General features: G+C 68.6%; 22 protein-coding genes and 1 tRNA gene. 10 read left to right on the forward strand and 13 right to left on the reverse strand.

Translation table 11 applies throughout. The features are described from left to right. The first annotated feature begins 20 nt into the window (after positions 1-20). Entirely contained in the window at positions 21-665 is a 645-nt protein-coding gene (locus ACTIEW_RS12065; protein ID WP_439478147.1) for a glutathione S-transferase family protein, read from the forward strand. A 9-nt stretch (positions 666-674) separates the two neighbouring features. Here ACTIEW_RS12065 and ACTIEW_RS12070 read toward each other — a convergent pair whose 3' ends face one another. After that, on the reverse strand, positions 675-2,030 hold the full coding sequence (locus ACTIEW_RS12070) for a peptidoglycan DD-metalloendopeptidase family protein (protein WP_439478148.1): 1,356 nt from the start codon (positions 2,028-2,030) through the stop codon (positions 675-677). 394 nt (positions 2,031-2,424) lie between these two features. Between ACTIEW_RS12070 and ACTIEW_RS12075 the strand changes: the two genes are divergently transcribed. The 6 genes from ACTIEW_RS12075 (at position 2,425) to ACTIEW_RS12100 (ending at position 8,013) form a co-directional block, all read left to right on the forward strand. Next, entirely contained in the window at positions 2,425-5,628 is a 3,204-nt protein-coding gene (locus ACTIEW_RS12075) for an intermembrane phospholipid transport protein YdbH family protein (RefSeq protein WP_439478149.1), read from the forward strand. 82 nt (positions 5,629-5,710) lie between these two features. Beyond that, positions 5,711-5,911, forward strand: a complete 201-nt coding sequence (locus ACTIEW_RS12080; RefSeq protein ID WP_439478150.1) for a YnbE family lipoprotein — start codon at positions 5,711-5,713, stop codon at positions 5,909-5,911. A 17-nt stretch (positions 5,912-5,928) separates the two neighbouring features. Next, entirely contained in the window at positions 5,929-6,297 is a 369-nt protein-coding gene (locus ACTIEW_RS12085; RefSeq protein ID WP_439478216.1) for a DUF1318 domain-containing protein, read from the forward strand. A gap of 59 nt (positions 6,298-6,356) precedes the next feature. Next, a complete protein-coding gene (locus ACTIEW_RS12090; RefSeq protein WP_439478151.1) occupies positions 6,357-6,614 on the forward strand; it encodes a hypothetical protein in 258 nt (85 codons plus the stop codon). Positions 6,615-6,645: 31 nt separating this feature from the next. After that, on the forward strand, positions 6,646-7,452 hold the full coding sequence (locus tag ACTIEW_RS12095; protein WP_439478152.1) for a tryptophan 2,3-dioxygenase: 807 nt from the start codon (positions 6,646-6,648) through the stop codon (positions 7,450-7,452). Between the two features lie 75 nt (positions 7,453-7,527). Further along, positions 7,528-8,013: a PA2169 family four-helix-bundle protein gene (locus tag ACTIEW_RS12100; protein ID WP_439478153.1), complete on the forward strand. Its 486-nt coding sequence runs from the start codon at positions 7,528-7,530 to the stop codon at positions 8,011-8,013. Between the two features lie 51 nt (positions 8,014-8,064). On the opposite strand, the gene rplS is transcribed toward ACTIEW_RS12100, so the two are convergent. From rplS to ACTIEW_RS12115, 3 genes are all read right to left on the reverse strand, one after another. After that, positions 8,065-8,493 carry a 50S ribosomal protein L19 gene (rplS, locus tag ACTIEW_RS12105; protein WP_439478154.1) on the reverse strand — a complete coding sequence of 143 codons (429 nt, stop codon included), beginning with the start codon at positions 8,491-8,493 and terminating at the stop codon, positions 8,065-8,067. Position 8,494: 1 nt separating this feature from the next. After that, positions 8,495-9,247 carry a tRNA (guanosine(37)-N1)-methyltransferase TrmD gene (gene trmD / locus ACTIEW_RS12110; protein ID WP_439478155.1) on the reverse strand — a complete coding sequence of 251 codons (753 nt, stop codon included), beginning with the start codon at positions 9,245-9,247 and terminating at the stop codon, positions 8,495-8,497. A gap of 116 nt (positions 9,248-9,363) precedes the next feature. Next, on the reverse strand, positions 9,364-10,563 hold the full coding sequence (locus ACTIEW_RS12115; RefSeq protein WP_439478156.1) for an NAD(P)/FAD-dependent oxidoreductase: 1,200 nt from the start codon (positions 10,561-10,563) through the stop codon (positions 9,364-9,366). 706 nt (positions 10,564-11,269) lie between these two features. On the opposite strand from ACTIEW_RS12115, the gene ACTIEW_RS12120 reads away from it, so the two are divergent. Next, entirely contained in the window at positions 11,270-11,509 is a 240-nt protein-coding gene (locus tag ACTIEW_RS12120; RefSeq protein ID WP_439478157.1) for a hypothetical protein, read from the forward strand. A gap of 209 nt (positions 11,510-11,718) precedes the next feature. Here ACTIEW_RS12120 and dinD read toward each other — a convergent pair whose 3' ends face one another. From dinD to ACTIEW_RS12135, 3 genes are all read right to left on the reverse strand, one after another. Then, the gene (gene dinD / locus ACTIEW_RS12125) at positions 11,719-12,567 is read right to left on the reverse strand and encodes a DNA damage-inducible protein D (protein WP_439478158.1); all 849 of its coding nucleotides are present in this window, start codon (positions 12,565-12,567) and stop codon (positions 11,719-11,721) included. A 94-nt stretch (positions 12,568-12,661) separates the two neighbouring features. Then, positions 12,662-15,565: a DNA polymerase I gene (gene polA, locus ACTIEW_RS12130; RefSeq protein WP_439478159.1), complete on the reverse strand. Its 2,904-nt coding sequence runs from the start codon at positions 15,563-15,565 to the stop codon at positions 12,662-12,664. Between the two features lie 40 nt (positions 15,566-15,605). Continuing rightward, positions 15,606-17,267: a thiamine pyrophosphate-dependent enzyme gene (locus ACTIEW_RS12135; protein WP_439478160.1), complete on the reverse strand. Its 1,662-nt coding sequence runs from the start codon at positions 17,265-17,267 to the stop codon at positions 15,606-15,608. 99 nt (positions 17,268-17,366) lie between these two features. Here ACTIEW_RS12135 and ACTIEW_RS12140 point away from each other — a divergent pair, with 99 nt between their 5' ends. Next, positions 17,367-17,504, forward strand: a complete 138-nt coding sequence (locus ACTIEW_RS12140) for an entericidin A/B family lipoprotein (RefSeq protein WP_439478161.1) — start codon at positions 17,367-17,369, stop codon at positions 17,502-17,504. Positions 17,505-17,562: 58 nt separating this feature from the next. Here the strand turns inward: ACTIEW_RS12140 and truA are convergent, their stop codons facing one another. The 6 genes from truA to ACTIEW_RS12170 all read right to left on the reverse strand — a co-directional run bounded on the left by truA (position 17,563) and on the right by ACTIEW_RS12170 (position 20,696). Further along, positions 17,563-18,300: a tRNA pseudouridine(38-40) synthase TruA gene (gene truA / locus ACTIEW_RS12145; RefSeq protein WP_439478162.1), complete on the reverse strand. Its 738-nt coding sequence runs from the start codon at positions 18,298-18,300 to the stop codon at positions 17,563-17,565. A gap of 11 nt (positions 18,301-18,311) precedes the next feature. Continuing rightward, a complete protein-coding gene (gene fmt, locus ACTIEW_RS12150) occupies positions 18,312-19,271 on the reverse strand; it encodes a methionyl-tRNA formyltransferase (protein ID WP_439478163.1) in 960 nt (319 codons plus the stop codon). A gap of 26 nt (positions 19,272-19,297) precedes the next feature. Continuing rightward, complete coding sequence (locus ACTIEW_RS12155) at positions 19,298-19,537, reverse strand: hypothetical protein (RefSeq protein ID WP_439478164.1); 240 nt, start codon at positions 19,535-19,537, stop codon at positions 19,298-19,300. Beyond that, positions 19,537-20,118 (reverse strand): peptide deformylase, encoded by a 582-nt coding sequence (gene def / locus ACTIEW_RS12160; RefSeq protein WP_439478165.1) that lies wholly within the window; start codon positions 20,116-20,118, stop codon positions 19,537-19,539. Before def ends, ACTIEW_RS12155 begins: the two co-directional genes overlap by 1 nt. A 57-nt stretch (positions 20,119-20,175) precedes the next feature. Then, complete coding sequence (locus tag ACTIEW_RS12165) at positions 20,176-20,553, reverse strand: acyl-CoA thioesterase (protein WP_439478217.1); 378 nt, start codon at positions 20,551-20,553, stop codon at positions 20,176-20,178. Between the two features lie 66 nt (positions 20,554-20,619). Beyond that, a tRNA-Arg gene (locus ACTIEW_RS12170) sits at positions 20,620-20,696 on the reverse strand. Between the two features lie 185 nt (positions 20,697-20,881). On the opposite strand from ACTIEW_RS12170, the gene ACTIEW_RS12175 reads away from it, so the two are divergent. Continuing rightward, positions 20,882-22,192, forward strand: coding sequence for a hypothetical protein (locus ACTIEW_RS12175; protein WP_439478166.1), 1,311 nt, complete (start codon positions 20,882-20,884; stop codon positions 22,190-22,192). Positions 22,193-22,223 lie beyond the last annotated feature (31 nt).

Here is a 22,223-nt window from a genome sequence, read left to right on the forward strand (position 1 = left end):
GGAACGCGAGGGAGAGCGCAGTGAGCCAATCCGACGAGATCGTCTTCTACACCAACCCCATGTCGCGCGGGCGTATCGCACGCTGGATGCTGGAAGAGATCGGCCAACCGTATCGCACGGTGGTTCTGGATTACGGCACGACGATGAAGGCGCCGGACTATCTGGCGATCAATCCGATGGGCAAGGTGCCCGCCGTGACTCATCGCGGCGTGACGGTGACGGAATGCGCCGCCGTCTGCGCTTATCTGGCCGACGCCTTTCCCGAGACCGGCCTGGCCCCGGCGCTCGACGATCCCGCGCGTGGAGCTTATCTGCGCTGGATGTTCTTCGGGGCCGGACCGCTTGAGGCGGCGGTGACGGCCAGGGCGCTGGGTCTGCTGGCCCCGGCCGACAAGGCGGCGATGGCGGGCTACGGCAGTTTCGAACAGGTCGTCGATGCGCTCGAGACCGCCGTTTCAGGCCCGGGGCCGTGGTTGCTGGGCGACCGGTTCAGCGCTCTTGACGTCTATCTGGGCAGCCAGATCGGCTGGGGCCTTCAGTTCAAGAGCCTGCCCGACCGGGACGCCTTCAAGGGCTATGCGGCCCGGCTGTTCCAGCGTCCGGCTGCGATCCGCGCGCGCGAGATCGATGACGCACTGATCGCGGCGGCGAATGCGGGAAGTTGAGGGAGAGGCCTAGCCCTGGGCGGGGCGAAGGCCCTCGACGGCGGCGCGCTGGACGACAGGGCGGCGTTCGCCGCCGGCGGCACGGATGCGGTCGATGCGGGCCTTCTCGGCCTTGAAAGCCGTCAGATCGGCGCCGGCCAGGACCGTGCCTTCGGTGGTGCGCACGCCGGCCGGATTGATCCGCTGGCCGCGCCGCCAGATTTCATAGTGCAGGTGCGGACCGGTCGAGGCGCCGGTCGAACCGACATAGGCCACGATCTGACCCTGACGCACGCGCTGTCCGGCGCGCATGCCCGAGGCGTAGCGGGAGAGGTGGCCGTAGCCGGTCTCCAGGCCGTTGGAGTGACGGATGCGCAGCCAGTTGCCGTAGCCGCCCCAGCGGCGGGCCTCGACGACGACGCCGTCAGCGGGAGCCACGACCGGCGTGCCGCTGCCGGCCGCGAAATCGATACCCTGGTGCATCTTGCGATAGCCGGCGATGGGGTGCCGGCGGAAGCCGAACGACGACGAAACGCGGAAGCCCCGCTCCAGCGGGGTGCGCATGAAGGCCGAACGCGTATTCTTGCCGGTGGCGTCGAAATACTGGGCCTCGCGGGCCCCTTCGGGTCGGAAGCGATAGAAGGCCACGCCCTTCAGTTCGGCATACAGCAGGCCGTCGGTTCCGATGGTGCGGCCGTTCTCGGTGACGGTGCGCCCGAATACATAGGTGAATTCGTCATTGGCGCGGATGTCGCGGTCCATGTCGAACCGGTGCGAGAACAGGCGGCCGGCGGCGCGGGCCACATCGGCGGGCGCACCTTCGCGACGCGCCGTGCGCGTCAGGGAGCCCTCGACCTTTCCGGTCAGGACGACGGTCTCGTGGGTGACCTTCTCCTCCAGCGCCCGAAGACGCAGGGCGCCGTCAAAGCTGCGCGACACGGTCAACTGGGTCGCTGGACCCGTGCGCATGGTCAGGCCGATCAGACGGGCCTCGCCCCGTCCGCCGCGCGGCTGGGAAATGGCGGTCTCGAAACGCTGGCCCGCGCGCATGGCGTTCACATCCATGGCGTTCGACAGGGTAGCGGCGACGGCGGAGGCTTCTTCCGGCGCGATACCGGTTCGGCGCACGGCCTGTTCGAAGGTTTCGCCACGGCGGATCTGGACGGGAATGGCTTCGGGCGTGGTCAGGCCAGCGGGCATGCCGGCGGCGGCGAAGGCCTGATCGGCCAGGATGGCGATCTGATTCTGGGTAAGAGGCGGAGCCTCTTCCGCTCTCGCGGGTTGGTATACGCGACCGGCAAGCAGCGCCACCGAGATCGCGGCCACCGCCGTCAGGGCGTGTGGCGCAATGCGCATCGGCTGGCGACGTGGATCGAACTGAGCCATCGGTCCCCGATAAACAACGACGCCGGACGGCGCCAAAGCCACTGGTAGCAAGGATCGCGCCGAAGCAGCCCCCTGCGCGAGACAGGCCGTATAGCCCGTCTGTCCCATCATGGGAAGGCGGTTCGTTACAGCGCGTTAACCGGAACCGTAGTCGTTGGTAAAGCTTGCGTGAACCCTGAGACTATCGCGGGCGTTCAGCAGTGTATTCGCCGCGTTTGGGCAATGAATTGACTCATCCCTCCGGCAACGTGTCCCGAACTGATCCGCGCGGCATTCAAAGTGGCCGAGGCGCCACTCAACTGTGTTGCGGTAGACACGATTCTAGTGCTGAACGGGACAATTCATTTGCTCACCTGCCTTTCCTCCCGCGCGTCCGTCCCGATATGACCGCTCCATGACCGCTGCGACCGATCCCACTCCGCCTCCCGTGCGGCCTGTGCGCACGCGCGGTCGCCGCGCCTTGCTCATTGCAGGCGTGGTCATCGGCGTGCTGCTGATCCTGACGGCCCTGCTCTACCTCAACCGTCGCGCGGCGACGCGGCAGGTGCTGATCGGCTGGCTGGAACAGCAGGGCCTCGAGGCCGACATGCAGGTCGAGCGGCTCGAACTGGACGGTTTGGTGGCCAGCATCCGCATTGGCGACGCCGCCGACCCTGACGTGATCGTCGAACGGGTCGAGGTCGACTACGCCATCGGCGCACCCTGGTCCAGGGGAGGGCTCGGCCTGACGCCCACGCGCATCCGTCTGGTCCGCCCCGTGGTGCGCGCCAGCGTCCGCAACGGCAAGCTGACCCTCGGTTCTCTGGACCCGCTGGTCGAACGCTTCACCGGCCGTCCACCTCGTCCGGACAGCCGCGGCCCGTTGGTTCTGGTCGAGGGCGCCCGGGTCCGGCTCGACACGGACTATGGTCCAACCAACATCTTCGGCGACGCCCGCATTGACGATGGCACATTGATGCGGCTGACCGCCCGGTTGCCCGCGACGGCCTTCAAGAGCGGCGACGCCGAGGCGCGCGGGCTGCAGGCCACAGTCGATCTGACTACGACAGGCGATCGCGTCGCCCTGCGTTTCGCCGCCGCTGCCGAGCACGCGAGCCTGCCGGGCTTCGGCGCCGAGGCGGCCCGTCTGACCCTGGCCGGCGATCTGCCCTATCCCGACCTCAAGACCCGGCGCGGCGACGGGCGGGCAAGGATCGACCTGCGTGTGGCGGCGGCCCGCCTCTCCGCCGGCGACACCTCAGTGCGCGACGCCGACGTGCGCCTGACCTTCGACGGCCAGACAACCGGCTGGATCGAGACCTTCCACATCGATGGGACCAGCGCGGCCGATCTGACCGCCGCCCGGATCGAAAGCTCCGAAGCAGCGGCGGTCGTCGCCCGTCTGCGTTTGACCGACGCCCGGACCGTGGTGGCGCGCGACCTCCGTGGCCTGAGCTGGCGGCTGGATGGCGGCGCCGCCATGACGGCGGCGCGGGCCTCGGGGGCCGGACTCGACGGCGCCGGACTCACGCTGACCTCCAACCGGCTGACCATGGGTGGGCGCGGAGCGGCGGTGGAGGCTGAAGGACCCGTCGTCCTGTCGGCGGAGCGGCTGGCCTGGAATGACCTGACCTTGACCGGAGTGCGGGGCGCCACGGATTTCGATCTGGTCTCCGACGGCGGCTTGCGCGTCACAGCCACGGGCGCGTTCCGATCCGCCCGCGGCGCCTGGCCGTTGTTCGGCGCGCCGTCCGGCGGCGACGTGCCGGAGCTGGCGGGGATGAAGCGCGCCCTGTCGGCTTTCGCGGTCGACGTACCCGGCTTCGATCTGAGCACCGGGCACTCGGGAACGCGCCTGATCCTGACCCGCCCGGCGACCCTGCGCCCCGCCAACGGCGGCGTGCTCACCCTGAGCCCTGCCGCGACCCCGATCTTCGCCGCGGCGCGTGGTCAGGGCGGCGGTGGCGCCCTGACGCTGACAGCGACGCGGGGGCAGGGCCTGCCCGAGGCGGCTTTCGCCATCCCGGGCTGGCGGCTGACGCCGTCGGGCTTCACCGCTATGCTCGACGGCCGCGCCGCCCTGGATTTTGGCTTCGCCCGGGGGATAACGCTCCAGACCCGTGGCGAACTGAGTTATTCCGGTAGCCGCCTCGCCTATGTCGCCGCCCGCTGCATCCCCCTGACCGTCGAACGGCTCGAACTCGATGAAAGCGATGTCGTCGATGTCGCCGGGGACATCTGCCCCCTCGCCCGTCCGCTGGTCAGCGTCGCCGACGGACGCTGGCGGGCCGACGGCGCCCTGCGGAGCCTGGACGCCACGGCCCCCTTCCTCGCCCTGAACTTCCGCGACGCCGAAGGCGGCTTCACGGCCACGGGTGGTTCCGGCGGCGTCGGTCTCGACGTCCGCATCGCTCGCACAACGGTCGTGGACGCCACGACGCCCCTGCGTTTCCACCCCCTGACCGCGAGCGGCTCCGCCCGACTGGCCGACGAAGACTGGACCGGCGCTTTCGACCTTGCGCGGGAGGAAGTCTTGCTTGGCCGCCTGACCCTGGCCCATGACGGTTCCGACGGCGCGGGCGGGTTGACCATCGACGCCCCGTCCATCGTCTTCGCCGAAGGCGATCTCCAGCCCGCCGACCTCAGCCCCCTGGCCAAATTCATCGGGCCGCCGGCTACGGGCTCGGTCGCGTTCGACGGCCGCATCGACTGGCGGGCCGGGACGGAAGGGACAAGCTCGGGCCGCCTGACCATCCCGGGCCTCGATTTCACCAGCCCCGCCGGTCCGGTGAAGGGTTTGCGCGGAACCATCGACTTCATCAATCTGGCGCCGCTGACCGCCGCCCCGGGTCAGCGGCTGTCCGCCGCCCTGCTGGAATCGGTCGTCCCCCTGACCGACATCGAGCTGACCTTCGGCCTCGACAAGGCCGCGGTGACCGTCGAGGGAGGCGATCTCGACGTGGCCGGCGGCCGCATCCGGGTCGAGCCCTTCGCCGTGCCTCTGGACCCGAACCAGCCCATCACCGGCGTCATCGTGCTCGAGAATGTCCAGCTGGGCCAGATCATCGCCGGCTCCGGCTTCGGCGAAAAGGTCAATCTCGACGCCGTGGTCTCGGGCCGCCTGCCCTTCACCTCGGATCGGGTGAACGGCGTCCGCATCGCGGGCGGCTCTCTGGCGGCGGTCCAGCCCGGCCGCCTGTCCATCGCCCGCGAGGCGCTCACCGATCTCGAAGCAGGCGGCGGCGGGGAGGCGGTGCCGCCAAACACAGTTCAGGATCTGGCCTATCAGGCGATGGAGAACCTCTCGTTCGACATCCTCTCCGCCGAGGTCAACAGCCTCGACGAGGGCCGCATCGGGGTGCTGTTCCGCATCCGTGGTCGTCACGATCCTCCTGTACGTCAGGAGCTACGCATATCGCTCGCCGAATTCATCAGCCGGGAGTTCCTCAACCGGACGCTGCCCCTGCCGTCCGGCACCGGAATCGATCTCACTCTGGACACCACCCTAAACCTCAACCAGTTGATCGGCGACCTGCTGGAGCTCAACCGCGCCCGCGACGGCCGGCCTTCGGCGGCGGCGGCCGCCCCGTCCGAGGTCGCGCCCCCGGTCACGCCGTGATCAGGCCATTTTCACCGTTCAGAACCCGTTCACGCTCAATCGCGTTAGATCACCGTGGATTGAAGACCGGAGACCATCGCTCATGACTCGGCCCCAGACCTGGACGCGCACCCGCCTCGCCTTGCTCGGCCTCATCGCCGCAATGGGGACTGGAGCCTGCACGCCCACGGTCCGGCTACAGGTCGATCCGATCACGATTTATGCGAAACTCGACGCCGATGTTCGCGTGCGTCTCGACAAGGAGCTTCAGGACCTCCTCGTCGAAAACCCCAACCTGTTCTGACGCGAAAGTTGACCCAGATGTCTTTCCGCAAGTTCTTCGTCGTCGCCGCGGCCATCGCGGCCCTCGGCGTCGCCGCGGGCGCGGCTTTCGCCCAGACCGCCGCCCAGAAGGCGATAATTGACGCCGCCAAGGTGCAAGGCACGGTCGGCGAACAGGCCGACGGTTATCTCGGCTTCCGCGTCCCGGCATCCGACGCCGCCCTGACCGAGGCGGTCCAGGTCACCAACGCGGCCCGCCGTGACGCCTATGCGCGCAGCGCCCAGGCGGCCGGTGACGGCGCCACCACCGAAGCCGCCGCGGCGCGCATGTTCCAGACTCAGCTTCTGCCACGTATCAGCACTGGCCAATGGTACCGCAACGCCCAGGGCCAGTGGGTGCAGCGCTGATCCGGACTGCGTAGTTCTCCCGGGGTGCGTGGGCCGCTCGCCCGGCCTAGGGTCTGATCATGACCCGTGTGCAGCTCGCCTTCGCCGCCGTCGCTATTACCCTAGTCTCGACCATCGGCCTCAACTTCGCCTGGACCGCCATCGAAGGGGAACCCCTGCCTGTTCACGGCCTGATCGCCCTCTCGCTGGGGATCTTCGGCACGGTGGCCCTCGCCTGGGGTCTGATGGCCCTGGCCTTCCGTTCCGATCGCGAGGGCTGGGACGAGCGCGCCGACCGCACCGGCGGCGCTGACCTCCGCGACCGCGACGGGCCTTGAGCCCGGCCGCTTGCCGCGCGATAGGTCGGGCATGACTGACCAGCCGCATCCGTCCGACATCACCTATTCCGGCTACCTCTCGCTCGATGAGCTGCTGGCCGCCCAGCATCCGTTGTCGGACGAGCATGACGAGATGCTGTTCGTCATCATCCACCAGACCAAGGAGCTGTGGCTCAAGCAGATCCTGCACGAGGTCACGCTGGCCCAGGCCCTGGTCCGCGGCGGAGACCTGGTCCCGGCCTACAAATGCCTCGCCCGGGTCAGCCGCATCCAGGCGGTGATGACCATGAGCTGGGACATCCTGGCGACCATGACCCCGGCCGACTATCTGCGTTTCCGCGGCGTGCTGGGTTCCTCCTCCGGCTTTCAGAGCGACCAGTTCCGGCGGTTCGAATTCATGCTGGGACTGAAGGACGATCGCTTCCTGCGCTTCCACGTCGAACGCCCCGCGGCCCAAGCCGCGCTTCAGGCCGCCCTTGTCGCGCCCAGCCTTTACGATGACACCCTCTCGCAGCTGGCCGTCGCCGGCCTGCCGATCCCCGTCGCGGTGCTGAACCGTGACGTCAGCAAGCCCTATACGCCGTCCGAAGAGGTCGAAGCCGCCTGGCTGGAGGTCTATCGCGACACTGCCCGCTGGTGGCCCTTCTACCAGCTGGCCGAGAAGCTCGTGGACCTCGATGACGCACTGCTGACCTGGCGGCACAAGCACGTCGTAACCGTCGAACGGATCATCGGCCGGCGCCGCGGCACCGGCGGCACCGAGGGCGTGGCCTATCTGACCGAAACCCTGCAACGCCGCTGTTTTCCCGAGCTCTGGTCCCTGCGCACGAAATTGTAGAACGGCGAAGCTGAAACCTTTTCAGGCCCGACCGCGCTTTCAGGTCTCCTCCCGGAAGCTGTGAAAGGCCTGCCCATGACCACCCCTAACGATCACGACATCCACGTTCTCAACAGCCTGATCGAAACCACGATCGACAGCGCCGACGGCTATCGCGAAGCCGCGAAGGAAACCGACAAGCCCAACTATCGCTCCCTGTTCGAGGCCCGCAGCTTCGAGCGCCAGCAGGTGGCCGTCGACCTTCAAGGCACGGTCCGCAGCCTCGGCGGCGAGCCCGAGGACGACGGCTCCATCCTCGCCAAGGCCCATCGCGCCTTCCTGGACGTCAAACACGCCCTGCTGCGCGACGAACAGGCCGTGGTGAATTCGGTCGAGAATGGCGAGGACTTCATCAAGGCGAAGTTCGAAAAGGCCCTTGAGGACTCGGACGTCTCCTCCACCACCCGCGAAACCATCCGCCGGGCCTACACGACGGTGAAGGACGGCCACGACCAGATGCGCGACCTCAAGCACAGCCTGGAAGGCCAGAAGGACGCGGACGGGCGGCTCTATCCGAACTAGGCCCCCGCCTGGATAGAAAAGGCCCCGGCGGTTTCGCCGGGGCCTTTGTCTTTACGCTTCGGTTTCGTCAGTCTTCCGGGCGGAGCCGGTTTCCGGGACCACCACGCCCTTGACCGGACGCACGGTCTGCTTTTCGGCGATCCGGGCCGACTTGCCGCGGCGATCGCGCAGGTAATACAGCTTGGCGCGCCGCACGACGCCGCGGCGCTTGACCTCGATGGCGTCGATGTTCGGCGACATCAGCGGGAAGACGCGCTCGACACCCTCGCCGAAGCTGATCTTGCGCACGGTGAAATTCTCGTTGATCCCGCCGCCGGCGCGGGCGATGCAGACGCCCTCGAAGGCTTGGATGCGTTCGCGCTCGCCTTCCTTGATCTTGACCATGACCCGCAGCGTGTCGCCGGGCTGGAAGTCGGGGATAGCGCGTTGGGCGACCAGGCGGGCTTTTTCTTCGGCTTCGATCGTCTGAAGGATGTTCATTCTATTCTCCTCGGGCTTTTGCGCCCTTTAGCTGTGATTTGGCGGGCCCGGGTCCCGCATTTGTCTTGTCCAGATGCGCCGTCCAGAGGTCTGGCCGCCGCGCCCGGGTCGTCTCTCGCCGCTGCTCTTCGCGCCATTGTGCGACCTTCTTGTGGTCGCCCGACAGAAGCACCTCGGGTATCTCCAGCCCCTCGAACGTCCGCGGTCGCGTGTACTGCGGATGCTCCAGAAGTCCGTCCTCGAAACTCTCGCTACTGAGACTGTCCGCTTGGCCGAGGACGCCGGGCAGCAGTCTTACGCACGCCTCGATCACCACCATGGCCGCCGCCTCGCCGCCGGCGAGCACCGCGTCTCCGACGGAGACCTCCTCGAACCCGCGCGCATCGAGCACGCGCTGATCCACCCCCTCGAACCGGCCGCACAGCACCGTAACGCCGTCGGCCTTGGCCCATTCCTTGACGCGCGCCTGGGTCAGGGGCCGACCCCGGGCGCTCATGTACAAAAGCGGCCGAGGCGGCCCGGATACGCTATCGAGCGCCCTCGCCACCACGTCCGCCTTGAGCACGGCTCCCGGGCCGCCACCCGCGGGGGTGTCGTCCAGGAAGCCGCGCGTATCTGTGGAAAAGGCCCGAATGTCAACCGTATCAAGGCTCCAGAGCCCGCGCTCACGCCACGCCGTGCCGATCAGCGACACGCCGAGCGGCCCCGGAAACGCCTCGGGGAACATGGTCAGGACGGTGGCGGTGAAGGGCATGGAAGGTTCTAGGGGTTAGGTTCTGGGGACCAGGGAAGAGCGGGGGGATCAAGGATCAGGGACAGAAGCCGATGGCTGGGGAGCTTCCCTAGCACCTAATCCCTGGCCCCTAGAACCTAGCAAGCCTGCCCCGCCGCCCAGCCCGACGACCAGGCCCACTGGAAATTGTAGCCGCCCAGCCAGCCGGTGACGTCGACGGCCTCGCCGATGACGTACAGGCCCGGCACGGTCTTCGCCGCCATGGTCAGCTGGTCCAGCTGGTCGGTCGCGACCCCGCCCAGGGTGACCTCGGCGGTGCGGTAGCCTTCGGAGCCGACGGGCTTGACGGTCCAGGCGTTCACGGCGGCGTCGAGGCGGCGCAGGGTCTTGTCGCCGACCTCGGCCAGCTTGCCCCGGACGGCCTCGCGCTCGCAGATGCTTTCGGCGAGGCGGCGGGGGATGATGTGGCCCAGCGCCGTGTGCACCATCTGTTTGCCGTTCTCCTCCCTGGCCGCCTTGAGGCGGTCGTAGACGGCTTCGCCGGGGGCCATGGCGACGGTGATGGCCTCGCCCTCGCGCCAGTAGGAGCTGATCTGGAGGATGGCGGGGCCCGACAGGCCGCGATGGGTGAACAGCATCGCCTCGGCGAAGCTGGTTCCGCCGCCCTGGACCACGGCGTCGACGGCGACCCCCGCCAGCGGTTTCAGCTGTTCCAGCAACCCGGCCTCGAAGGTCAGGGGGACCAGCGCCGGGCGGGTGTCGGTGACCCGCAGGCCGAAGCCGCGCGCGGCGTCATAGGCCCAGCCCGTCGCCCCCATCTTCGGGATCGACTTGCCGCCCGTGGCCAGCACCAGCGAGCGGCTGCGGACCACCGAGCCGTCCGACAGGGCGGCCTCATAGCCGTCGCCGACCCGCGCAACCCGCTCGACCGAGACGCCCAGCGACAGCGCCACGCCCGCCGCCCGCATGTCGTCGGTCAGCATACGGATGATCTGTTTGGCCGAGTCATCGCAGAACAGCTGGCCCAGGGTCTTTTCGTGCCAGGCGATACCGGCCTGATCCACCCGTTTGACGAAGTCGTGCTGGCTGAACCGCTTCAGGGCCGAGGTCGCGAAGCGCGGGTTCTCGCCGAGGAAATTGCCCGGCCCGGTCCCCAGGTTGGTGAAGTTGCAGCGCCCCCCGCCCGAGATGCGGATCTTCTCGCCCGGCGCCCGGGCGTGGTCGAGGATGCGGACCGAGCGCCCGCGCCGCCCGGCCTCGATGGCGCACATCATCCCGGCCGCGCCGGCGCCGACGATCAGGACGTCGATGGCTTCGGGCGCGGTCCGGGGGGTCATGCGGCGGCCTTAGCACGGGCGGCGCGCGGGCGGAAAAACACAGTGCGAAGCGTTCGCTCCGTCCGCTGCGTCCGCTGCGATCGCTGCGTCCGGAGTGAGCAAAAAACACCGTCCGAAGCGTTCACTGCGTCCGCTCCGTCCGCTCCGTCCGCTCCGTCCGCTCCGTTCACTGCGTCCGCTCCGTCCGCTCCGTTCACTGCGTCCGCTCCGGTCGCGAGAAAAACACGGTCCAAAGAGTCCAAAGAGTCCAAAGCGACCGCTCGGCGAGGCGGAATCGGGAGTGTTGAAGGCAGGCGTGGCGGCGGCATCCGCGGAGTCTACCCCCGCCCGGACCGGTGCGAGGGTAATCGCCGCAAACCCCCGCCCCGCCTGAAAATCGACCTTCGCTATCGCTATCGTCATTCCGGGCGAGGCGAAGCCGAGACCCGGAACCCGGCGGCGCCGCGACGGCGGCGACCAACGGGCGGCGCGAAGCGTCAAACACCGCGCTCCCGACAGGTTCGCGCTCACGCGCGCCGCTGGGTTCCGGGTCTCCGAGCCGCTGCGCGCCTCTCCGCCCGGAATGACGATAGCGTTTTGAGGCGGGCCGACGCCCGGGCTCCCTTGTGGTTAAAAAGAACAAATCACGAACGCAGAGATTGACTCCGCCCGCTGCGAGCGGCTGGATCATCCCGGGTCGGCGGTGTTGAAACAAGGGATACAATCCATGCCGGCCGAAGACCCCAGGGCCATCGCCGCCCGCCTGCTTGAGGCCCTGGAGGGCCTTGACCTGACCAGCGCCGACGGCCGCGCCGGCATCGGGACCCTGCTGTCCGAGATCGAGCGCGCCTGCCCCGGCGCCATCCTGCAACAGGCCGCGCGGATCGACCTGCGGCGGCTTGGGTGGAGGAGGGACGCTTCGCGTCCCGACGACGCCCTGGCCGTCCCGGACCTGCATGACGCGTAATCACGACCGCTACACGGCTGACGATTGGAGACAGGCGGGCCCCACGGTCGGCGCGATCATCGCCAACCGCTGGCTGGTCTATTGTTCCTAGAATTCCTGCGATAGCACAGCGGCTACAATATCACGTGCCCCAAGGATGTCGTCCCGCAGGAGTCGGATCAAGCTCGGTGCGCCTCGTCTCAGTTCCCCCGTCACCCGCGCTCGACGCCCTAATCCTCCGTCCCCTTCAGCGCCTTTGCCTTCTTCCGCTCCAACTGCTGAATGCTGGTGTCAGGCGTCGGCAGATGCTCCGGCATGACGCCGCCCAGTTCGCCGATCGTCGCCCTGACCTTCTTGCCCACAGCCAAGTGGATGTCGTTGGCCTGTGCCCGGGTGCGCGCCCCGTCGCGCCGCAGCTTTTCCTCCGTCTGGGTGGCACGGAACAGGTTGGCGGCCAGTTCGGTCGAGCCCATGTGGTCGAGGATCTTCTGGCTCTTCTTCAGTCCTTTGTGCGCGTGGATGTCGCGCATGGTCCGGCCGCCGTACAGGCCGCGATAGCCGTGGTCCTGGAACACCGCATAGTCGAGGCCGCTGGTTACGCCGGCCTGGCTGGCGGCGGAGGCGAGGGCGGTGTTGTGGTGCGCCATCTCGCGGCGGAGCATCAGGCGGCGTTCCTCTTCGGACAGTGCGCCGAAGGCGGGGTCGTCCTGAATCTCCTGACGCCGGGTTTGGACCGCGAAATAGGTCTGGCCTTCGGCGATGACGGGCTTGGACGGGTCGCCGTTCTGGACAACCAGGTAGCAGGCGTAGCGGGATAGACGGATGTCGGCGATCTCACGCCGTGCGCCAGAACCGATATCGACCATTTTCCCGATGTCGGCAAAATGGTCCGCCTCGCTCAACCCTGCCTGCGCACAGGCGACGCGCGCTTTCCGCACGACCTGAAGGAAGTTGTCGTATTTCTCGTAGCCGAGCACTGGAGCCAGTTGGCGCGCCAGCCAGTACTCAACGCCGTCCTCTTCCTCGCGAATGGACTCGAACGACTGGCGATGAGGGTCGGCGCTTTCGATTCCGGTCATGCCGCAGGAGAACAAAAAAGCAACCTTCGGTCAAGGTTCGCCCTCTCGCTCAAGCAGCGAGCGACCGCGTCGCGAGTGTTAGCGCCCCCTCAGGTCAATGCGCCTCATCCCAGTTCCCCGCCGCCCGCGCATCCACCACCAGCGGCACCGTCAGCGCCACGGCCGGTTCCGCCGCCCCCTCCATGGTCCGCTTGATCACCACGATGGCGCGGTCGGCCTCCGCTTCCGGGGCCTCGAAGACCAGTTCGTCGTGGACCTGAAGCAGCATGCGGGTTGAGAGGCCGGCCTCAACCAGCGCCCCCGGCATCCGCATCATGGCGCGGCGGATGATGTCGGCGGCGGCGCCCTGGATGGGGGCGTTGATGGCGGCGCGTTCGCCGAACTGGCGCTCGGCCCCCGACTTGGAATGGATGGCGGGGATGTGGATGCGGCGGCCGAAGACGGTCGAGACCATGCCGGTCTCGCGCACCTGGGCCCTGGTGGCGTCCATGTATGTGCGGATGCCGGGGAAGCGCTCGAAATAGGTCTTGATGTAGGCGCCGGCCTCGCCCTGGTCGATGTTCAGCTGGGCGGCCAGGCCGAAGGCGCTGATGCCGTAGACGATGCCGAAATTGATCGCCTTGGCGCGGCGGCGGGTCTCGGGGTCCATCTGGTCGACGGGGACGCCGAACATCTCGCTGGCCGTGGCGGTGTGGATGTCGATGCCGGCGGCGAAGGCGCGCTTGAGCTCGGGGATGTCGCCGATATGGGCCAGCAGGCGCAGCTCGATCTGGCTGTAGTCGGCGCTGATCAGGACATGGCCGGGGGCGGCGATGAAGGCCTGGCGGATCTGGCGGCCGGTCTCGGTGCGGATCGGGATGTTCTGCAGATTGGGGTCGGACGAGGCGAGGCGGCCGGTGGTGGCGGCGGCCAGCTGGTAGGAGGTGTGGACGCGGTCGGTGGTCTTGTCGGCGGCCTCGATCAGGGCGTCGGTATAGGTGCCCTTCAGCTTGGCCAGCTGGCGCCAGTCGAGCAGGACGCGCGGCAGGTCGTGGGTCAGGGCGAGGGTCTCGAGCGTGGCGGCGCCGGTCTCCCACTGGCCGCTGGCGGTCTTCTTGCCGCCGGTCAGGGCCATCTCGCCGAACAGGATGTCGCCGATCTGGCGCGGGGAACCGATGTTGAACGGGCGGCCGGCCATCTGATGGGCCTGGGCCTCCAGCTCGGCCATGCGCAGGCCGAACTCGGACGACAGGCGTTTGAGGCGGTCGGGATCGACGCGGACGCCGGCCCGCTCCATGTCGGCCAGCACCGCGGGCATGCCGCGCTCCAGCGTCTCATAGACGGTGACGAGGTGTTGCTCGGCCAGCCGCGGCTTGAGGATATGCCACAGCCGCAGGGTCACGTCGGCGTCCTCGGCGGCGTAGCAGGTGGCCGGCTTCAGCTCGACGTGTTTGAAGCTCTTCTGGGCCTTGCCGACGCCGGCGACGGTCTTGAAGGCGATGGGATCGTGGCCGAGGTGGAGCCGGGCCAGCTCGTCCATGCCGTGGCCGTGCAGCCCGCCCTCGAGGACGTAGGAGATCAGCATGGTGTCGTCGATCGGGGCGACGCGGATGCCCCGCTGCGCCATGACGGCGAGGTCGTATTTGCCGTTCTGGGTGACCTTGAGGACGGCGGGGTTCTCCAGCAGCGTTTTGAGCCTGGCCAGGGCCGCGGCCTTGTCGATCTGGGTGAGGGGTTCGCGCTGCCCGGTCTCGCCGCCGAAGTCGAGGCCGCCGGCGTCAGGCGACGGAGCATGCTGGTGGGTTAGAGGGATATAGCAGGCGTCGCTGGGACCGATGGCGAGGGACACGCCGCACAGGCCGGCGTGGGTGGCTGAGAGGGCGTCGGTCTCGGTGTCGAAGCCGACGATCCCGGCCTCGGTGGCGCGGGCGATCCAGGCGTCGAGGTCTTCGAGGCTCTGGACGCAGTGATAGGCCTCGGTGTCGAAGGTCTGGACGTCGGAAGGGCCGGCGGCGACCTGGCCGTAGCGGGGCGTGGCGACCGGGGCGACGGGGACTTTCGGGCGGGCGACAAAGGCCGTGCCGTCTTTCACTGGGGCCCTGCCGTCGCCGACGCGGGCGCGAAGGCCACGGAACTCCATCTTGTCGAGGAAGGCGGCGAGGGCCTCGGGGTCGGGGTCGCGGACGATGAAGTCGTCGATCGGCTCGGGGGCGGGGGCGCTGCAGTCGAGGCGGCACAGCTCACGCGACAGGCGGATCTGGTCGGCGAACTCGATCAGGGTCTCGCGGCGTTTGGGCTGTTTGATCTCGCCGGCGCGGGCCAGAAGCGTGTCGAGGTCGCCGTATTCGCCGATCAGCTGGGCGGCGGTCTTGGGGCCGATGCCGGGGGCGCCGGGGACGTTGTCGACGCTGTCGCCGATCAGGGCCTGGACCTCGACCACCTTGTCGGGGGTGACGCCGAATTTCTCGAACACCGCCTCCTCGGCGAGGCGGCGCTCCTTCATCGGGTCCCACATGACAACCGAGGGGCCGATCAGCTGCATCAGGTCCTTGTCGGACGAGACGATGACGGCCTGCCCGCCGGCGTCGCGGGCCTTGCAGGCATAGGTGGCGATCAGGTCGTCGGCTTCGTATCCCGGCAGTTCGACGCAGTGGACGCCGAAGGCGGCGGTGGCCTCACGCACCAGCGGGAATTGCGGGATCAGGTCCTCGGGCGGGGCGCTGCGGTTGGCCTTGTAGAGGTCGTACATCTCATTGCGGAAGGTCTTCTCCGAATGGTCGAAGACGGCGACCAGATGGGTCGGGCCGTCGTCGCCCTTCATGTCGCGGATCAGCTTCCACAGCATGTTGCAGTAGCCCTGCACGGCGCCGACGGGCAGGCCGTCGGACTTGCGCGTCAGGGGCGGCAGGGCGTGATAGGCGCGGAAGATGTAGGCCGAGGCGTCGATCATCCACAGCCGCACGGCGGGGCCGTCCTGGGTGAGGGGGCGGTCGGTGGTTTCGGCTGCGGCGTCGGTCATGGGCGGAACATAGGCGGGCGGGGTCCCGCCGTCACCGCCTCTACTTCGAACGCAGGCCCGTGATCGTCCGATTGGGCGCGATGTCCTCGGCCGAGGTGATCAGGTGGACGAGGGCGGGGCGGCTGGCGGCGCGCGCGGCGGCGAGGGCGGCGGGGAAGTCCGCGGTGCGTTCGCAGCGTATGCCGAAGGCGCCGAAGGCCTCGGCGTATTTGACGAAGTCGGGGTTCTTCAGGTCGGTGGCGATGACCCGGTCGGCGCCCGGATAGTGGCCCTCCTGGTGCATGCGGATGGTGCCGTAGGTTCCGTTGTCGACCACGACCACCACGACATTGATCCCGTATTGGACCGCCGTGGCGATCTCCTGGCCGGTCATGAGGTAGTCGCCGTCGCCGGCGATGCAGATGACGTCGCGGTCGGGATGGACGGACTTGGCGGCGATGGCGGCGGGGTAGCCGTAGCCCATGGCGCCCGAGGTCGGGGCCAGCTGGGTGCGGCAGGCGCGGTGGCGATAGAAGCGATGCAGCCAGGCGGCGAAATTGCCCGCGCCGTTGGTGACGATGGCGGTCGGCGGCAGCGCCTCGCCGAGGTGGGCCATACATTCGCTCATGTTCACCGCCCCGGTCACCGGCACGGGGGTCGAGAAGGCCTGGTAGTCGGCGTGGGCGGCGGCGGCCTCGTCATGCCAGGTGCGGCCGGGTTCGATTGCGGACAGGGCGTGGGCGGCCAGGGAGTTGTTGGCGGTGGCGCTCATCAGCGGGGTCCAGACCCGGCCCAGCTCCTCGGCGCCGGGATGGATGTGGATGAGGGTCTCGGCCGTACGGGCCCGTTCGAACAGGGTGTAGCCCTGGGTCGGGTTTTCGCCGAGACGGGCGCCGATGGCGATGATCAGGTCGGCGTTCTTCGCGCGGGCGGTCAATTTCGGATTGCAGCCGAGGCCGAGGTCGCCGGCGTAGTTGGAGCGGTCGTTGGACAGCAGGTCCTTGCGCCGGAACGACAGGGTGACGGGCAGGCCGATCCGCTCGGCCCAGTCGCCGATGGCGGTCGCGGCCGCCTCGGTCCAGCCGGAGCCGCCCAGCACCAGCAGCGGGCATTCGGCCCTGGCCAGACGGGCGCGCACCTGTTCGACGAAGGCGGGGTCCAGCGCCGCCTTCGCGGGCGTCACAGGACGGATCGGGGCGGGGCCGCCGTCGGCGTAGAGAATGTCCTCGGGCAGGGCGATGACGACGGGGCCCATCCGGCCTTGCAGGGCGGTGGCGAAGGCGCGTTCGACGACCTCGACGGTGCGTTCCGGGCTCTCGATCTCGGTCGCCCATTTGGCGAGGCCGCCGAAGACCTCGCGATAGTCGACCTCCTGGAAGGCGCCGCGGCCGCGGTCGGTCAGGGCGATCTGGCCGACGAACAGGATCATCGGCGTGGAGTCCTGGTGCGCGGTGTGGACCCCGATGGAGGCGTGGGTGGCGCCGGGACCGCGGGTGACCATGCAGACGCCCGGTTTGCCGGTCAGCTTGCCGTAAGCCTCGGCCATGTTGGCGGCGCCCGCCTCATGGCGGCAGGCGATGACCTGGATCTTGTCCCGAACATCCGCGAGGGCGTCGAGGACGGCCAGATAGCTTTCGCCCGGCACGCAGAAGACGCGGTCGATGCCGTTCATGACGAGGGTTTCGACGATGCGGCGGGCGGCGGTGTTCGCGGGCTGGCTCATTCGGCGGGGGTTAGCAGATCAGACCCCGGCTTGGCCATGCAACCGCGCGGTCACGCTTGCGTTTATGGTCAAGGTTCAACGCCTGTAACGGAACACCCCATGAAAAAGATCATCACCCTCACGCTCGTCGCCGCCGCCCTGGCCGTGTCGGCCTGCAACACCATCTCGGGCATGGGCCGCGACGTCTCCGCCGCCGGCGACGCTGTCGCCGCAGGCGCAGAAGACGCCAAGAACTAGGCTTCGGCCTTGTCTTGGGAGGGGGTCCGCCGGGGACGGCGGGCCCTTTTTCGTGATCTCAGTAGACGACCCCGGTCAGGTACAGGCCGTGCGACGGCGCCACGGGTCCGCAGGCCGCCCGGTCGCGCGCGACCAAGGCCCTCGCCACATCCTCGATCGCCCAGCGTCCCAGCCCGACCTCGGTCAGGGTTCCGGTCATCGACCGGACCTGACGGTGCAGGAAGCTGCGCGCCTCGAAGACCAGATGCACCTCGTCGCCGACACGGAAGACGCGGGCCACGTCGAGAGTCTTTTCGGGCGATTTCGACTGGCAGTTCACATCGCGGAAGGTGGTGAAGTCATGCAGGCCGACGAGAGCCCGCGCCGCCGACTGCATGGCCTCGGCGTCCAGCGGCTTGCGCATGTGCCAGACCCGGCCGTGGTCAAGCGCCGGCGGTCCGGGGCGGTTGAGGATGCGGTACAGATAGCGCCGGCCGGTGGCGGAGAACCGGGCGTGCCAGTCGCCGTCGACGCCGACACAGTCCAGCACGGCGATCCGCTCGCCGACCAGATGGGCGTTGAGGGCGTTCATCACCGTCCGCGCCGGCCAGTCCTTGTCGAGATCGAGGCTGATGACCTGACCGGTGGCGTGGACCCCGGTGTCGGTGCGCCCGGCGGCCGCGAGGCGCACGGTCTCGCCGCAGAAGGCGGTGATCGCCGCCTCGACGGCGCCCTGCACCGTCGGCTGGTCGGTCTGGGCCTGGAAGCCGTTGTAGCCCGAGCCGTCGTATTCCAGCGTGAGCCGATAACGCGGCATGTTGCGTCTCCCTATCGCTCGCCCCGCGGGGGCTCGCTGCTTGAGGGAGGGAGCACCGTCCCGGGCGGCAGGGGGAAGCCGCGCAGCATCTCCTCCGGCGTCTGGGCGGCCTTGCCCGCGCGCTGAACCCGAAGCAACTGGACCGCGCCATCTCCACACGCGATGCACAGGGCGCCGTCCAGCACCTGACCGGCCGCGCCGGAGCCGACCGGCGCCACTCGCGACATCAGGACCTTGATCCGCACCGGCCCGTCTTCGCCCGGAACCTCGAACCAGGCGCCGGGGAAGGGCGACAGGCCGCGGATATGGGCGTCCACCCCGGCGGCGGGGCGGGACCAGTCGATCCGGGCCTCGGCCGGCGTGATCTTCCTGGCATAGGTCGGTTCGCCCGACTGCGGCGTGCCCTCGACGGCGCCGCGCTCGATGGCGGCCAGGGCGCGCGGCCACAGGCTGGCGCCGATGTGGGACATGCGCTCGCCGAGGGAGGCGGCGGTGTCGTCCGCGCGGATGTCGAGGACTTCGGAGAGCAGGATCGGGCCCTCGTCCAGACCTTCGGACATGCGCATGATCTGCACGCCGGTCTGGCGGTCGCCAGCCATGATGGCGCGCTGGATCGGGGCCGCGCCGCGCCACCGGGGCAGCAGCGAGCCGTGGAGGTTGAAACAGCCAAGGCGGGGCGCGTCGAGCACCTCGGCCTTGAGGATCTGGCCATAGGCGACGACGCAGGCCGCATCGACCTCAAGGCTGCGGAAGGTCTCGATCGCCTCGGCGGACTTCATCGCGGCGGGTGTGAAGACGGGCAGGCCCATGGTCTCGGCGAAGGCATGGACCGGCGAGGGGGTCAGCTTCTGGCCCCGGCCTCTCGGCTTCGGCGGCTGTGAATAGACGGCTGTGATCTCATGGCCCGAAGCGATCAGCTCGGCCAGCGAGGGCACGGCGAAGTCGGGAGTTCCCATGAAGGCGAGGCGCATGGGGAGGCTTTAGACGCCGATGGCGGTTACTGCCAGCGCGTGTGAACGCCGCCGCCTTCGTCCCACTCACCGCCGGTGTCAAGGGCGTCGTCGAAATCGAGCATTCGGTCCAGCAGGACTCCGGCGATCACGCCGACCGCCGCGACGCCCAGAAGCACGGCGACGCTGCCGATGCCGACCTTTTCATTGCGGGTCAGGCGGCGACGACCTTTGGCGTCGATGATCCGGTCACGTCCGCGCTTCAGGCGTGTTGCGATTCTGGCCATCAGGCGGCCAGCCTTGCGTTCTTCTTGACACGGGCCACGGCGCGTTCGCGCTTGAGCCGGGACAGGTGGTCGATGAACAGGACGCCTTCGAGGTGGTCCATCTCGTGCTGGATGCAGACGGCGTAGAGGCCGTCGGCCTCTTCCTCGACCGTGTCTCCGGCATAGGTCATGTAACGCAGGCGGACCCGGGCGGGGCGTTCGACGCTGTCGAAATACTCCGGCACCGACAGGCAGCCTTCCTCGTAGGTGAAGAGCTCGTCCGAGGCCCAGACGATCTCCGGGTTGACGTAATGGCGGGGGTTGCGGCGCGCGATCTGCGCCTCTTCGCTTTCGTCGGCTTCGGCGTCCTGGACGTCGCCCTCAAGCACCGCGTCGTTCAGGTCCATGACGATGACGCGGCGGAGGTCGCCGACCTGGACGGCGGCCAGGCCGATGCCCGGCGCGGCGTACATCGTCTCCAGCATGTCATCCATCAGACGGCGCAGCTCAGCGGTCACCGGCCCCTCCACCGGGGTGGAGATTTGCTTCAGCACCGCCAGGTCGGCGGCGTTGTCAATGGTGAGGATGCGACGGATGGACATGTCCGCGAGGTAGGGCGGCGGACCCCAAAGGTCAAGATTTCCCAGTGTCGCGGTGGGTTATGCGGCGGTCTCGGGCAGCGGCCTCGGCTTGCGGTCCTGATCGATGGCCACATAGGTGAAGACGCCTTCGGTGACGCGCACCGAGGCGGCCTGGGCGTGGTTGCGGGGGCGTTTCCACGCCTCGACCTGGACCCGGATCGAGGATCGACCGGTCTTGAGCACGCGGGCGTAGATCGAGACCTCGTCGCCGACCGAGACGGGCCGATGGAAGACCATGCCGTCCAGGGCGATGGTCACGCACCGCCCCTGGGCCAGTTCGAACGCCGGGGTCGCGCCGGCCAGATCCATATGCGCCAGCAGCCAGCCGCCGAAGATGTCGCCCTCGGGATTGGTGTCCGCCGGCATGGCGATGACGCGCCCGACGGGCTGGCCCATGGGCTGGCCTTGGGGCAGGGTCGGAAGGGCGTCGGTCACGCGCGGCTCCGGCTGGGGGGAAGAAAATGGCGCACCCGACAGGATTCGAACCTGTGACCCCTGCCTTCGGAGGGCAGTACTCTATCCAGCTGAGCTACGGGTGCGTCTGGCGGCGAAACGCCGGACGAAGGGCCTTACAGCAGGAGCGGCCCGCCCTCAATCCCGAATGCGCCGACTGAACGCCGGGATGAACGCCGGGATGAACCTTGGGCCATTCTGGACGATTTGTAAGGTTCGGGCCGGCGCGTCGTGATCTAGCGTGCGCCTCGCTTCGATGATGGAGGTCCCGATGCGCGCCTTTCTGTTCAGCCTGCTGATGCTTGTGGGGGCCTGCACCACGGCGCCGGACGATGTGACCACCGGCCATCCCGGCGTCGCCCCGGACAGCCTCGGCGCCATCGCGGAGTCCTATGTCCACCTGATCCTCGACATCGGCGAGCTCGAGCCCGGCTATGTCGACGCCTATTACGGCCCGGCCGAATGGCAGGCGGCGGCGAAGGCGGAGACCGAGACAGCGGCCCAGTTGATCCAGCGCGCCGCATACCTGTCCAGCCGGCTGGCGGATCTCGACCGCAACGGCCCGTCGGCCATGACCCCCGCGGAGATCCAACGGCGCAAATATCTGATCGCCCATGTCTCGGCGGCCTCGGCGCGGCTGAGGATGTTGTCGGGCGAGAAGATGAGTTTCGCGGACGAGGCCGAGGCCCTGTTCGGCATCCGGCCCGAGCTGCGCCCCCTCGAGAGCTTCGACCCCGTCCTGGCCGAGATCGACGCCCTGCTGCCGGGCGAGGGCACGCTGACCGAGCGGGTCACGGCCTTCAAGTCGCACTATGTGATCCCCGCCGACCGGCTGCAGGCCGTGATGGACGCCGCCATCGCCGAATGCCGGGCGCGGACGGTGCGCCACATCACCCTGCCGGCCAATGAGCGGTTCACGCTCAGCTTCGTCGGCGACAAGCCGTGGTCGGGCTACAACTACTATCTGGGCGGCGCGGCCAGCCGGATCGAGATCAACGCGGACTTCCCCATCTATACCGAGCGGGCCATCGATCTGGGCTGCCACGAGGCCTATCCGGGCCATCACGTCTATAACGCCCTGCTGGAACAGACATTCGTGCGCGAGCGCGGCTGGGTCGAGATGAGCGTCTATCCGCTGTTCTCGCCCATGTCGTTCGTGGCCGAGGGCAGCGCCAACTACGGCATCGACCTGGCCTTCCCGGGCGAGGAGGGCACGGCGTTCGAGCGCGACGTGCTGTTCCCGCTGGCCGGCCTTGATCCTTCGACGGCGGACAAGAAGGCGCAGCTGGGCGCGCTGACGCGGCGGCTGGCGCGGGCGGAATACACCATCGCCGACGACTGGCTGGCGGGGCGGATCGAGCGGGCCGAGGCGATCCGGCGGCTGATGAAATACACCCTGGCGGATGAGGCCAAGGCGACCCAGCGGCTGCGCTTCATCGACACCTACCGCAGCTACATCATCAACTACGGCCTCGGCCGCGATGTGGTGCAGGCCTGGGTCGAGCGGCAGGGTCCGGACCGGTGGGAGACCATGGAGACCCTGCTGTCGAGCCAGATATTGCCGGCGGATCTGGCGCCCTAGCTCAGCCCGCGTCGGGTCGGGAGGTCCCGAA

Source organism: Brevundimonas sp. (genome assembly GCF_051860745.1).
GTDB lineage: Bacteria > Pseudomonadota > Alphaproteobacteria > Caulobacterales > Caulobacteraceae > Brevundimonas.